This window comes from Vibrio sp. 10N.222.47.A9 (genome assembly GCF_963872585.1).
In the GTDB taxonomy this organism is placed as follows: domain Bacteria; phylum Pseudomonadota; class Gammaproteobacteria; order Enterobacterales; family Vibrionaceae; genus Vibrio; species Vibrio splendidus.
Window position 1 is genome coordinate 12,230 of record NZ_CAWNBB010000056.1, and the last position, 14,769, is coordinate 26,998.

At 45.5% G+C, this 14,769-nt stretch carries 9 protein-coding genes; 1 reads left to right on the forward strand and 8 read right to left on the reverse strand.

The window, feature by feature from the left end:
- Nucleotides 1-32: 32 nt before the first annotated feature.
- The 7 genes from AACT19_RS18225 to AACT19_RS18255 form a co-directional block, all read right to left on the reverse strand.
- Nucleotides 33-1,937, reverse strand: coding sequence for a propionyl-CoA synthetase (locus AACT19_RS18225; protein ID WP_076647929.1), 1,905 nt, complete (start codon nt 1,935-1,937; stop codon nt 33-35).
- Nucleotides 1,938-2,055: 118 nt separating this feature from the next.
- On the reverse strand, nt 2,056-3,228 hold the full coding sequence (gene prpF / locus AACT19_RS18230) for a 2-methylaconitate cis-trans isomerase PrpF (protein ID WP_076647932.1): 1,173 nt from the start codon (nt 3,226-3,228) through the stop codon (nt 2,056-2,058).
- Nucleotides 3,229-3,237: 9 nt separating this feature from the next.
- The gene (acnD, locus tag AACT19_RS18235) at nt 3,238-5,874 is read right to left on the reverse strand and encodes a Fe/S-dependent 2-methylisocitrate dehydratase AcnD (protein WP_076647935.1); all 2,637 of its coding nucleotides are present in this window, start codon (nt 5,872-5,874) and stop codon (nt 3,238-3,240) included.
- A 101-nt stretch (nt 5,875-5,975) separates the two neighbouring features.
- The gene (gene prpC, locus AACT19_RS18240) at nt 5,976-7,190 is read right to left on the reverse strand and encodes a bifunctional 2-methylcitrate synthase/citrate synthase (protein WP_076647938.1); all 1,215 of its coding nucleotides are present in this window, start codon (nt 7,188-7,190) and stop codon (nt 5,976-5,978) included.
- A 146-nt stretch (nt 7,191-7,336) separates the two neighbouring features.
- On the reverse strand, nt 7,337-8,233 hold the full coding sequence (prpB, locus tag AACT19_RS18245) for a methylisocitrate lyase (RefSeq protein ID WP_009846616.1): 897 nt from the start codon (nt 8,231-8,233) through the stop codon (nt 7,337-7,339).
- 100 nt (nt 8,234-8,333) lie between these two features.
- The gene (locus tag AACT19_RS18250) at nt 8,334-9,053 is read right to left on the reverse strand and encodes a GntR family transcriptional regulator (protein WP_076647941.1); all 720 of its coding nucleotides are present in this window, start codon (nt 9,051-9,053) and stop codon (nt 8,334-8,336) included.
- Nucleotides 9,054-9,432: 379 nt separating this feature from the next.
- Nucleotides 9,433-10,554 carry a multidrug effflux MFS transporter gene (locus AACT19_RS18255; RefSeq protein WP_146162380.1) on the reverse strand — a complete coding sequence of 374 codons (1,122 nt, stop codon included), beginning with the start codon at nt 10,552-10,554 and terminating at the stop codon, nt 9,433-9,435.
- A 98-nt stretch (nt 10,555-10,652) separates the two neighbouring features.
- On the opposite strand from AACT19_RS18255, the gene AACT19_RS18260 reads away from it, so the two are divergent.
- Nucleotides 10,653-11,417: an AraC family transcriptional regulator gene (locus tag AACT19_RS18260; RefSeq protein WP_054542144.1), complete on the forward strand. Its 765-nt coding sequence runs from the start codon at nt 10,653-10,655 to the stop codon at nt 11,415-11,417.
- A gap of 31 nt (nt 11,418-11,448) precedes the next feature.
- Here AACT19_RS18260 and AACT19_RS18265 read toward each other — a convergent pair whose 3' ends face one another.
- Nucleotides 11,449-14,619: an HD domain-containing phosphohydrolase gene (locus AACT19_RS18265; RefSeq protein ID WP_076647944.1), complete on the reverse strand. Its 3,171-nt coding sequence runs from the start codon at nt 14,617-14,619 to the stop codon at nt 11,449-11,451.
- Between the last annotated feature and the right edge of the window lie 150 nt (nt 14,620-14,769).

The window sequence follows — 14,769 nt, forward strand, 5'->3', positions numbered from 1 at the left end:
AGCCGAAGGTGAGATTACCTAAACTGCGACGTCTATTTGCCGAGCTTTTCAGCAATTTCAGTTAAGCTGGTAGGGTCGTCAATCGTCGAAGGCACCACATATTGTTCACCTTCTGCGATCTGTCGGATAGTTCTGCGTAAGATCTTACCTGAACGTGTCTTGGGTAGTCTCTCAACAACCAAGGCTTGCTTAAAACAGGCGACCGCGCCAATCTCATTGCGAACCTTGCCAACCAACTCCGCTTGTAACTTAATGCCATCGACTTTTACGCCATCTTTTAACACAACTAGACCTAATGGAAGTTGTCCTTTTAAGTCATCGTGAATACCGACTACCGCGCATTCTGCAATGGCTGGGTGACCACCCACGATTTCTTCCATTTCTCCCGTCGACAGACGGTGTCCCGCTACGTTTATCACATCGTCGATACGGCCCATGATAAATAGATACCCATCTTCATCAAGATAGCCACCGTCCCCAGAAACATAATAGCCCGGGAACTGACTCAAATAGCCGGATTCAAACCGATCATGATTGCGCCATACCGTGGGTAAACAACCAGGCGGCAATGGTCGTTTAAGTGCCACAAACCCTTGTTGATTCGTTTGTGCGATTTCACCGAGTTCATTGAGGATCTCCACTTGATAACCCGGTACAGGTTTCGTTGAAGAACCTGCTTTCACTGGCAAAGACTCCAGCCCTGTAGGATTTGCAGAGATAGCCCAACCAGTCTCCGTTTGCCACCAGTGGTCGATAACCGGTTTATTGGTATGAGATTCAACCCAATCCAATGTTGGCGGGTCCAAACGCTCTCCCGCCATAAAAATCAACTTGAGCGATGATAAGTCATACTTGGTGAGCAACTCGCCTTCAGGATCTTCTTTCTTGATTGCCCTAAACGCTGTTGGCGCAGAAAACAATACATCGACGTTGTACTCTTCACACACACGCCAGAATGCCCCGGGATCTGGCGTTCGTACTGGCTTGCCTTCAAACAAAATGGTCGTACAGCCATGAATCAATGGCGCATACACAATGTAGGAATGCCCCACTACCCAGCCGACATCAGAAGCTGCCCAAAACACACCATCTTGCGGCATATCGTAAATAGTGCTCATCGAGTATTTCATCGCGACCGCGTGACCACCATTGTCACGAACCACGCCTTTTGGCTTACCCGTCGTCCCTGATGTATACAATATATATAGTGGGTCAGTCGCTAGAACAGGCACACATACGTGAGGCAAAGCATCCTCAACCGCTTGTTGCCAAAGTACATCGCGTTCATTGTTCAATTCGGCTAGAGACTGCTCTCTTTGGAATACCACCACTTTCTCAGGCTTCCAGCGGCTGTCCATGATCGCCCTGTCGACCATCGGCTTATATGGCAGGACTTTATTTATCTCGACACCGCAGGAGGCAGTAATCAACACCTTCGGTTCAGCATCTTCGATACGAACGGCAAGCTCATGAGGAGCAAACCCACCAAACACCACCGAATGCACCGCGCCTAGTCGAGCACAAGCCAGCATTGCCATTGCCGCTTCAGGAATCATTGGCATGTAGATCACCACACGATCACCTTTGGTAACGCCTTGCGTCGCTAACATACCTGCAACTTTAGCCACTTGGTCACGCAATTGATTGTAAGTGTATGAGGATTGATTTCCTGTAACTGGAGAATCGTAAATCAGCGCCGTATTGTCACCTCGTCCATTTTCACAATGGTAATCAAGCGCGAGCCAGCAGGTGTTCATCACCCCATCAGGAAACCAACGTTCAATACCGTTATCGTCAGTTTGTAATATCGTTTTTGGTGGTTCAAACCAATCTATCGCTTGTGCTTGCGTTTCCCAGAACGAATTGGGGTCTTCCCTAGCCCATTGATACTCGGTGATGTAATCTGTTTTTCTGTTCATTCGATTCGTAGCAGACATAGTGCCTCCTCCATGATTTATCCATTATTCCAAGCGCCTAGCTTTTGGCAGTAGCACTTGATTGCACTCTTTTCTCAGCGTTGTGTTCGTGAACATTTAACCGTTCACGACAGTCGCTTTACTTGGGAAAAGGCACACGAATGGCACCTTCCATGATCACTCGGGCACTACGACTCATAATCGCCCTTTCAATTTTCCAGCCACTTTCGCCTTGTATCGCTTTAGCACCCACTTTTAAGGTTCCTGATGGATGACCAAAGGTCACAAAATCTCGGGAACCCTCACCGACTGCCAAGTTCACTAACGTCCCCGGGACGCTTGCCGCTGAAGCAATGGCGACCGCAGCCGTACCCATCATGGCGTGGTGCAATTGCCCCATAGACAAAGCTCGCACCAGAAGATCAGTATCTTCGGCAGCAACCGATTTACCACTGGAAGCTTGGTACGCTTGAGGCTTAGTAACAAACGCGACTTTAGGAGTGTGCTGGCGTGATTCAGCTTGCTCTAGGGAATCGATAAGACCCATCGCTACTGCACCATGTGCTCGGATGGATTCAAACAGAGCCAAGGCTTTGGTATCACTATTGATATCTGATTGAAGTTCAGTGCCTTGGTAACCAACCGATTCAGCATCAACAAAAATGGTGGGTATTCCGGCATTGATGTATGTCGCTTTAATGCACCCCAGATCTGGAACATCTAAAAAATCGACAACATTCCCTGTTGGGAACATAGAGCCACTCGCGTCGGCGGGGTCTAGAAAATCAACTTGGATCTCCGCGGCGGGGAAAGTCACACCGTCGAGTTCAAAATCACCCAGTTCTTGGACTTCACCACCAGCGATAGGTACATGAACAATAATGGTTTTCTCTATGTTCACTTGCCATACTCGCACCTCGACCACACCGTTTTCTGGAATACGATTCGAGTCGACTAGGCCACTATGAATAGCAAATGGGCCCACTGCAGCAGACAGATTACCGCAGTTACCGCTCCAATCAACGAACGGCTTGTCTATTGCTACTTGGCCGAATAGGTAATCAACATCGTGATCGGCTTTACTGCTTTTCGAAACAATAACGGTTTTACTGGTACTGGATGTTGCACCACCCATGCCATCGGTTTGTTTGCCATAAGGATCTGGACTACCAATCACGCGCAGAAGTAATGCGTCTCGAGCTTCTCCGGCAACTTGCGCAGCTTCAGGTAAGTCACTTAAATTGAAAAAGACACCTTTGCTTGTTCCACCCCGCATATAGGTAGCAGGTACTTTTATCTGTTTGATGTTCATAACTAGCTCCTAATTTGCAAGAAAGTCTTTGGCGAAACGTTGCAATACGCCACCAGCGCTATAAACATTCACTTCGTCTGCGGTGTCTAGTCGGCAGGTCACAGGAACATCAAGCTTTTCACCGTTTTTACGAGTGATGACTAGAGCCAAATCAGAACCTGCTTCAATGTCGCCGTACACGTCGTAAAGCTCGGTGCCGTCCAGTTCTAAGGTATTGCGATTCGTTCCTACTTTGAACTGCAAAGGCAGCACGCCCATGCCAACCAAGTTGGTTCTGTGAATTCGTTCAAACCCTTCAGCCACAATCACTTCAACACCCGCTAAGCGCACCCCTTTGGCTGCCCAGTCACGTGATGAACCTTGTCCATAATCGGCCCCCGCCACGACAATCAAGGGTTGTTTACGGTTCATGTAGGTTTCTATCGCTTCCCACATTCGCGTAACTTGACCTTCGGGTTCAACTCTTGCTAATGAACCTTGCACGACTTCTCCAGCGTCCTTCACCATTTCGTTAAACAGCTTAGGGTTAGCGAACGTTGCTCGTTGTGCGGTTAAGTGATCACCTCTATGGGTCGCGTAAGAGTTAAAATCCTCTTCCGGCACTTCCATTTTGGTGAGGTATTCCCCCGCAGCGCTCGAAGCGAGAATCGCATTTGAAGGGGATAAGTGATCTGTGGTGATGTTGTCACCCAGAATAGCTAAAGGTCTCATCCCTGAAAGGCTTCGTTCCCCCGCAAGAGCCCCTTCCCAATAAGGTGGTCTTCGGATATAGGTACTTTGAGGTCGCCAGTCATAAAGCGGTTCAGTAGTCACCTGCTCCTCGTCTGGCTGGAACATTTTTACGTAGATTTGTTGGAATTGCTGAGGCTTAACATGCTCACCGACAACAGCATCGATCTCTGCATCACTCGGCCATAAATCGCTTAAGTAGATTGGCTTACCATAGTTGTCAGTGCCTAAGCTGTCTTTCTCGATATCAAAGCGAATCGTACCCGCCAAGGCATAAGCAACCACTAATGGCGGTGAGGCTAAAAACGCTTGTTTGGCATAGGGATGGATTCGACCATCAAAGTTTCGATTCCCTGACAACACAGCAGTTGAGTACAGGTCGCGGTCGATGATCTCTTGTTGGATTGTAGGATCCAACGCCCCACTCATTCCGTTACAGGTAGTACACGCATAACCCACGATACCGAAGCCTAATTGTTCCAGCTCAGGTAGCAAACCTGCCGACTCAAGATAGAGCTTGGCAACTTTAGAGCCCGGCGCAAATGACGTTTTCACCCACGGCTTACGAACTAATCCAAGCTGATTGGCTTTCTTAGCCACCAATGCTGCGGCTACCACGTTTCTCGGATTACTGGTGTTAGTACAAGAGGTAATTGCTGCGATAATCACCGCACCATCAGGCATCTGCTCGTCGCTGTACTGCTTAGCATGCTGCTCTTTCCAAGAAGCTTGGCTGATACCTTGTTCAGCCAGCTCTCTGGTTGGCAAACGACGATGTGGATTGGATGGCCCTGCTAGATTGCGCTCAACCTTCGATAAATCAAACTCTAATACACGTTCGTATTGAGCTGAGTCTAGATCGTCAGCCCATAGCCCGGTTTGCTTGGCGTAGCGTTCGACTAGTTCAACCTGCTCAGGCTCTCGACCAGTGAGTTTCAGGTATTGAATAGTCTGCTCATCGATATAGAACATACCCGCTGTCGCACCGTACTCTGGCGTCATGTTGGAGATGGTTGCGCGGTCACCAATGGTCAGTGCACGAGCCCCTTCACCGAAGAATTCCAAATAGCTTGAGACCACTCTCTCATTGCGAAGGAACTCTGTAATTGCGAGCACAATATCAGTCGCTGTAATGCCTTCTTGTCGTTGACCAGTCAGTTTAACGCCTACAATATCAGGCAATCGCATCATCGACGGACGACCAAGCATCACAGTCTCAGCTTCCAAGCCGCCCACACCAATCGCAATAACGCCTAGCGCATCAACATGCGGTGTATGGCTATCGGTACCAACACAAGTATCAGGGAAAGCGATGCCTTCTTTAGATTGAATCACCGGAGACATTTTCTCCAAGTTAATCTGGTGCATGATCCCGTTACCAGCAGGAATCACACTCACGTTTTTAAACGCGGTTTTACACCATTCAATAAAATGAAAACGGTCTTCGTTTCTGCGCTCTTCAATCGCGCGGTTTTTATCAAACGCTTCGTTATCAAAGCCTGCGTGTTCCACTGCCAGAGAGTGATCAACAATCAGTTGGGTTTCGACCACTGGGTTTACCTTGGCAGGGTCTCCGCCTTGGTCGGCAATCGCGTCTCTTAATCCAGCCAAATCTACTAGGGCTGTTTGACCAAGAATGTCATGACATACAACGCGCGCAGGATACCAAGGAAAATCTAAGTCGCTCTTGCGTTCAATGATCTGTTTTAAGCTGTCTTCAAGGGTTTCAGGATCACAGCGTCTTACTAATTGCTCTGCCAATACTCTCGACGTATAAGGCAAGGTTTTATAACTGCCCGGAGATATCGCTTCTACCGCTTCGCAAGCATCGAAATACTCTAAATGGGTTCCGGGTAAAAGTTTCCGGTACTGATTTTTATCAAGGTACTGAGCTTGTTCAAGTTTTACATCAGACATACATCCACCATTATCTGTTAAATTCTATTCGTTGGTTCTCGAGGCCTTATCACATGAAGATAACAGTCACCTCGAGATATAAGTCGGCTCGATATAGAGGACTAACGTAAATGGATAGGTAACCAGTCTTGATGCTCTGGCCCGGTGTAGTCTGCACTTGGACGAATGATGCGATTGTTTTCTCTCTGTTCGAACACGTGCGCCGTCCAACCTGTAAGGCGGCTCATCACAAAGATCGGAGTAAACAATTTGGTTGGGATGTCCATGAAGTGATATGCCGATGCATGGAAGAAGTCAGCATTACAGAACAAGCCTTTCTCGCGCTTCATAACCGCTTCAACACGTTCTGAAACGGCGTAAAGCTGTTTATCACCCACCTCTTGAGCTAGCTCTTTTGACCAACGCTTGATTAGCGCATTTCGTGGATCGCTCTCACGATAAATGGCATGACCGAAGCCCATGATTTTGTCTTTGTTAGCAAGCATCTGCATGATGTTAGTTTCTGCTTCATCAGCGGTTTGCCAATCTTGGATCATTTCCATCGCCGCTTCATTCGCACCGCCATGTAAAGGACCTCTCAACGTACCAATCGCTGCGGTGACACAAGAGTGGATATCTGACAGTGTGGATGCACACACACGAGCGGCAAAGGTTGAAGCATTAAACTCATGTTCCGCGTAAAGGGTTAGCGAGCAGTGCATCACCTTCTTATGAAGTTCACTAGGTGTTTTATCCGTTAGCATTTTCAAGAAGTAGCCACCCAGACAGGCTTCACTTTGATCTTCAGTATCTATTCGCACGCCATCATGGCTAAAGCGGTACCAATAACAAATAATGGCAGGGAAAAGCGCGAGCATTCGTTCAGTCGCAGGCAGTTGCTCGGAGAAGTCAGACTCTTGCTCTAGATTACCTAGCATTGAACAGCCCGTTCTCATCACATCCATCGGATGAGCGTCAGCAGGGATAAGCTCTAATGCTACTTTCAAAGGTTGAGGCAAGCCGCGCAGACCAACTAACAAGGCTTTGTAATCATCGAGCTCTTTTTCAGTGGGTAAGTGACCTCTTAGTAGCAGATGCGCCACTTCTTCGAACTGAGCATGATTAGCAAGGTCGGTTATGTCATAGCCACGGTAGGTCAAACCCGTTCCTGACTGGCCTACCGTACATAGCGCCGTGGTTCCCGCACTCTGCCCACGTAGACCAGCGCCACCGATTGCAGGTGCGCTTACTGGTGCACTTGCTGTTTTTGCGCTTTGTTGTTGGTTTTCTGTTGAAACCTTCTCGACAGGTGCTTTATCACTCAAAGATACAGACATGGTGAACTCCTTTTCTGTGTTAGCCGCCTGCACTCTTTGGTGCTGCCTGTTTATGTGTCCGATGATCTTTATCATCGGTACTGGATATGGCGACTAACCATTTCACGTTATTGGATTAAGTTGATTTTTGATTAATTGAAACTGGTTTACCCTTCACTTGAAAACAACTGATCAAGCTTGTTCTCGTAGTCGTGGTAATTAAGGTGTTCGTAAAGCTCTTTACGGGTTTGCATTGAATCCAACAGAGCTTCCTGATTACCTTCAACTAACAAGTGCTTGTAAACATTCTCAGCCGCTTTATTCATCGCACGGAACGCACTCAATGGGTAAAGCACCATATCGACACTTGATTGCGCTAACTCATTACAGTTGTAAAGTGGCGTTTGCCCGAATTCAGTTATGTTCGCGAGAATAGGCACATGCTTACCCGTTGCTGATTTCAAAGCTGCCGAGAACTTCACGTATTGGTCGAGTTGATTCATCGCCTCAGGGAAAATCATGTCTGCGCCCGCTTCAACACACGCAATCGCTCGTTCAATCGCACTGTCTATTCCTTCAACCGCCAATGCATCCGTACGAGCCATAATCACAAAGCTTTCGTCGGTTCTAGCATCAGTTGCAGCCTTAACTCTATCGACCATCTCTTGCTGACTTACAATCGCTTTATTTGGTCGATGACCACAGCGTTTCTGAGCGACTTGGTCTTCCATGTGGATTGCTGCTGCGCCTGCCTTCTCCATAGCGCGAATCGTACGTGCAATATTGAATGCGCCACCAAATCCCGTATCGATATCCACCAGCAATGGCAGATCACACGCGTTGGTAATACGTTCAACATCGACCAACACATCGTTCAATGTCGTTATACCTAAATCAGGCAAACCATAAGACGCATTGGCGATGCCTCCACCCGACAAATAGATCGCCTGATGCCCTAAGTTCTTTGCCATCATCGCGCAATACGGATTCACCGTACCCACGATCTGCAATGGGTCGTTGTCTTGCACAGCTTGTCGGAACTTTGCTCCTGCTGATAACTTCATAATGACGCTCCCTGTTAATTGTTTATTTCTAGCTAATCTTTAAGACTTACGGCTTTTGGTTATCGCCAGCACTGATCCGCTGACAGGTTCCAATGGTCGCTTAATCAAGATCTTTGGATTGAATTTGTTCTTCTATAAGCAATCGACTACCCGAGATGTGTCGTCGCATTAGCATTTCTGCTAGCTCTTCATCGCGATTACGAATCGCTTGTAGGATGTATTTGTGTTCATCGAGCGCCTCTTTTGGTCGAGACTGAGCCCTAGGCGATTGATAGCGGTACATGCGTAATAGGTGATAAAGCTCATCACACAGCAGCGAAATGAGTTTGCTGTTACGACTCGCTTTGATAATGCGGTAATGGAAATCAAAATCCCCATGTTGATGAAAGTAAGAAGAACCTTCGACTTCATCGATGTGCTTTGAGTGTGTCGACAATAATCCTTCAAGCCCGATAAGCTCTTCTTGTGTGATATGTCGCGCTGCTAGGCGAGCCGCCATGCCTTCCAATGCCTCTCGCACCGCGTAAAGCTCTAGCAGTTTGTCTGCAGAAAAAGTAATAACTCGAGCGCCGACATGAGGAATTCGCTCAATAAGCCCTAGCCCTTCCACACGCATTATCGCTTCACGTAATGGACCTCGACTTACCTCGAAGCGTTTAGCCAGTTCAGGCTCCGAGATCTTACTGCCCGGTGCTAATTCACCGTTAACAATCGCCTCAACGAGGTACTCAGTCAGATTTTCCGACTTGGTGTTTTCTTTGTCGCTCACACGTGTTTTCGTGTTTGCACTTAAGGTGAGATCTTTTATCGCAGTATTCATATTCACGCTGCTCACTTCTGATTGCCGACTCTAACTGTCAACAATTTCATAACATGAACATAAAATACACGATCGAATTGTCGACAATCAAGTAGATTGTCGACAATTTAGACTAAGGTAGTATTTTTTATAGACGATAAAGTTTGTTAGAAAACACGATAATAATGACTTAACCAACTGTTAATAAATGAATTAACCTAGGAGAAGCTCAACAAACCCTTACTTACCCTACAATTATTAGAAACCGATGTGTCGACAACTTGCCATCCACCTTTTAGAGATAGTATTCATTTCTACTCATCAGCGATTTAGACCAAAAAAAAGAGAAGCAATGATCGCCTCTCTTTATTATTCACAAGGTTAACACTCTTAAAATAAGTTAATCACGAGACATCAACATGGTGCTTGCCAATAACGACATTCCTATTAGCACAACCCCTAAGTTACCAATCTCACCAGCAAGTCCTAGTCCCCCACCAATTAAACAGTAATAAAACAATCCTAGAACCGCCCCTGCCGTGCCTGCTTGCTGTTTATAATTGACCAACGCCGTACTGAATATATTAGGACTTGCCATACCAAACCCTACAACCACAGCAGCCATTCCTAGTAGAAACCAAAGGCTGTCTTGGTAAAAGTACACCTGAACAGCCCCAACAAAGCTGATTAACACCGCGATCTGAATGAGTCGTTGGGAACCCCATTCTTTTACTAGCAATCGTTTATTCATCGAGCTTCCTAAAACGGAGGCAGCCGCCAAGATCACGCCACTGTAACCAAATTCTATGGAACTTAAGCCAAATTGGCTGAACATAAATGGTGCTAAAGAATAATAGCTAAACATCATGACATTAAAGCAAGCCACAAGAATCGCACTTTTCCAAATATCCCTATCTTTTAGCATTACCGTGAAAATACCAATAAAGCTGACTGTTTTAGTATCAGCAGGTTTCGTTTCGGGTAAAGAAAAGGCCGATACGATCAGCAATATAAAAGCCATGACAAGCAGTAAACTGAACACCACTAAGTGTCCAAAATATTCAGCAATCAATCCTCCTGACATTAAGCCAACAACAGGGCTGATTGATACTGCAACAATTGCTAGCGAAAACACTTTCCCTAGCTCTTTGCCTTCATAGCTATCTCGCAGTATTGTTTGACCAATAACTGAACCTACCGCTGCCCCAAAAGCTGAAACAACCCGCGCAATCATGACCATATCAAATTGAGTTGCCGTGATGGCTAACAGGCAACCAACACCATAAGTAAACAAACCACACAACATCGCTTTTCTGCGGCCAATAAGATCAGAAACTCGCCCCCAAAAAACAACACCCACAGCAAAAGCAATAAAGTAAATCGACAAGGTTTGACTTGCACTTGCCATTGATACACCAAAATAATCAACTAAGTGCGGCAATACTGGGCTGTAGATAGTTTCAACAATTTGGGGGAACATCAGCAGAATGATGATCAGTCCCATATGGGGTTTTTTATTCATATTATTCTCTTCTAAAACTGGAATAAGAGAAGTATATGGATTTCATTTGTGTTCAAATATCAACAGTAGAACAACAAACATCAAAATAAGGACAAATCATGTTGATCGATGACAACACACCTTTTTATGTTGATGGAATGCCCTATCCCTTTGTCGGCATTGCCGCCCAAGTCGGCAGGCACGATTCTGGTATGCATACACACAACCGTGCACAATTGTTATTTGCACCACACGGTTGCATCAGTATTACCCTCGACGGAATGCATTGTGTGTTGCCGCCCACCAAAGTTGCCTGGATACCCGCGGGAATTGAGCATTGTGCAACCATGACCAATGTCGTGGCCTATCGTTCGCTTTATTTTGATCCTCTTCGCATTAAAAACTTGCCTGAAGAGTTAAGTATTCTTAACGTCACACCACTACTAAAGGAGTTGATCGAACGAATGGCTTTTTGGGATTGGGATAAACCTAATGAAGAGCAACAAAACACATTGGCGTTGTGTTGCGAGGAACTTTCTTACGCAGAAAGGAACGAGCTAACGCTGCCTTTACCCAAAGATAAACGATTAGCGTTGTGGTTAGAAAAAGTAAAACTAGGAACACAGTTACCTCAACCACTCAATGAAATGGCCAAGCATATTGGAGCAAGCAGCAAGACCGTAAGCCGATTATTCATCAAAGAAACGGGGATGCCTTACCAAGCTTGGCGTCAACAATGGAGGCTGTTAAGTGCCATTGAGCAATTGTCAGAAAAAAAGAGTGTCTCTGCGGTTGCCCACGAGTTAGAGTTCTCCAGTGACAGTGCGTTTATTCATTTCTTTAAGCAACACACCGGAGAAACCCCAACTCACTACATGAAGTGACGTCAACAGCCATTCATGCTTTCTGGCAAAGTTAAGCAGCGACGCCTTCAACTACATATTTTGATAGGTCTATATGATCGATCTGTTCCGGTTTTAAATACGTTTCGGCATAACGGATATGTGTCCCGCTAGTTAGAAACAACCTAAACAGTTCTATATCGAGATGCTCGTCCAACGCCATTTTGTACATGATGTCGACAGCAACACTGATTGGCTTCGCTTTCTTGTACGGCCTATCCGCAGCAGTTAGCGCCTCAAAAATATCCGATATCACGAGAATACGTTCTGGAATTGAAAGATCATCGCCAGTTAACCTCCTTGGATACCCAGTGCCTTTGAGTGTTTCATGGTGCGTCGAAGCATAGCGAGGAACACGGCTTAGTTCTTTCGGGAATGGCAGGTTCTCAAGCATCTTAATCGTGCCAAGCATATGCTCATTTATCTTGAATCGGTCTTCAGCAGTTAACGTGCCACGTGCAATGCTCAGATTGTAGACTTCGCCTAAGTTGTATAAGTGCTCCGGCACATCCATTTTGATTTGATATTTCGGGTCGAACTCTAACGGCCTATCTCTTTTCACTATATGTTCAGGCTTATCACTTAACAGCAGCTCTGTCGCTGGCAAGCTTGAACTCGATTCTCGATTCAAGGCTTCTATCGGTGATAGACCAAGTTGGTCATCAAAATTACGCATCCAAGTCGTCTCAGCTATCGAACGAATACGAGCAACTTTGTCGTCACTCATGAACTCACCACCAACGTTCGACGTAGCGATAAAGGCAAAGTCATCTTGTAGCTGCTGCTTCGTTGCCGTAAGTTCATCGGCTATCAGTTGCGTTGATAGCGTACCATCAAGTTGTTTTCTCAAAGCGGTGATTTCCGCATCACGCCAAAGTACTTCAAATCGAGTTCTCACCTCGTGGATTCGGTTGTAGTTCGCTTCTAACTTCGTACCTTTATCGACGATGTGTTCCGGTGTCGTGATCTTGCCACAATCATGAAGCCAAGCCGCAATTCTAAACTCACGGCGTTCGTCATCATTTTTAAACTCAAAGTCTTTGAAGTGCTCAGACTGCGATTGTTCCGCCGCGTCAGCCAGCATCAAGCCGAGTTCTGGTACACGATTACAATGCCCTGCCGTATAAGCGGACTTATCATCGATCGCTTGAGCGATGAGCTTGATAAACGACTCAACAAACGCCTCTTGCATCTGTTCATGTCGTTTAATCTCCATAGCCATATCTTTTACAGCAACAGATAATTCCCACACTTCTTTGATTCGAGTATCAAGAACTGTCACGTTGTCATAATCACGCAGCTTAACCTTATGAGTCTCTTCCTCTAATTGGCGAATTGGATGCACTATCGGCGCACCAAAAACCCAAGCAATAGGCAACGTCAAACTCATCAGTAACACCGTTACACCAACAGAGGTTGCTAGACGTTTATTGACTGTACTGAAGACTTCAGATTCGGGAATCAATACCGCAAAATACTCAGAGTAGTGTTCGCCCGTGTCTATTTTCTTTAAATAGAGATGCTTGATCTCGCCATTCAACTCTACCCTTACCATACTGCCTTCAACCGTTGCTTCCTTAGTCAAATCATAAAGTTCAGTATAAGGAACCGTCGTATTCGTATTAAAGCCGGTATCATGCAGCCACTTTTTCGCTAAGGCATCAATTTGTTCACCACTTAACTTACTGATAGCTTGATCAATGATTGGGAGCAATTGTTTATGCTTGCTCTGCAGCACCAAATGGAATTGGTTTGAGTAGTTCTGTTTTAGATCTTCTAGAGTCCCATTGACAACAAGGCCTGGCTGGAAAAACCTATCTAATGCAAACGAGAGTACGGGTTCTGCTTCTAAGAAAGCAAAGTTCTCTTCGCTTTCAATTGAATTAAATGCAGACTCTAGGTTTTCAAATTCAACTAAATCAATGTTCGGAAAATCCTCTCTCAACTTAGGAATAATTGACCACCCAGATAAAATGGCAACTTTTTTACCCTCAAGCTCGGCATAATTAGTGACAACCTTCGCGCCGACCCTTGTCACGATAGAAAATGGCAATTCATAAATTGGAGTCGTGTATAGGCCATCTATGCCATTATTTTTATAATGTTGAACCGATTGCAGGCCATCAATACTTCCTTCTTGAAACTTACTGACAAGCTCGCCCCAAGAGAAACCATTAACAAATTCAAACCTGATCCCTGTCATCTCACCAATCATTTTAAGAAGGTCTATCGCATAGCCGTTTGGTTTTCCCGCCACTGAAAAGTCCATCGGCCCCCAATCATTTTGATTAGACACTAACAGCGGAGGGGTATCGTTAATCAAGGCTTGCTGCTCAGACGATAGCATCAATGTTGATACATCAAACTCCGATTCCTGATTGTTAACCTTGAGGTTAGACGCAATAATATTACCCGATTTCGAATATAAGAAAGACTCAACCTTACTGTCTTCTGCTAAGCCAAGCGCCGTACCCGATAGTTTGCTAGCTAAAGAAGACAACACAATATCAATACCAATCACATGTTGAACTTCAGATTCGATTTTCGAATCAAACGCTAAAGAATAAGTTTGCCCGGTAATTTGTAAATGCTGGAAAAGATATGGCTGAGTTTTTTCGACCGACTGAACATTGGCAGAAACATACCAAGGCCTGGTTGTTGGAAGGTAGTTGCTCTGCTCCGTAGTTGAGTTTCTTAGCGTAAACTCTTGGTCAAAATATTTCGTCGTACGGACGCGCTCCTCCCCTATATTATGAATCTCAACCACAACCCAACGGTCCTTTTGTTGTGCACCGATTTTTTCTCTAACGACAGGGGCAGATTCTAGATTAATAATTTGGAGGAAGTTTTCATTAGATGAGCCAATGTAAATACTATAAAAGAGAGGGTTATCTTTAATTGCTTCTGAAAGAATACTACGCGACTCTTCTTTCGATATTTTGTTACTTATAGAACGTTTCACTGAAGAAAGTAAACGCGCGGTATTGGCTGCGTCAGAATCAACCGCGCCGATATAGTTACTCAGCTCTTGGGACACCATCGTCAACTTTGATAGGGTATTCTCAGTCGCCATTTTTTTACTGAAGTAATATTGCAGTGAAACCGCAACAACAGCGGTAAGAAATGTCGCGAGTAAAAACATTCCTCCAACAGTAAATCGTAACGAAATTTTTTTGTCTGTCATTATTCGATCCTTGAATAACCACTAGCTCAGAAATGTAACGTGCCAGCTATAATCATATTATTACAGTAGCACTGCACACCTAGCAACATATTATTCTATATATTAAAGAGCGCCTCTCCATATCACTCTTTGTGTCGCAATAAGTACCCT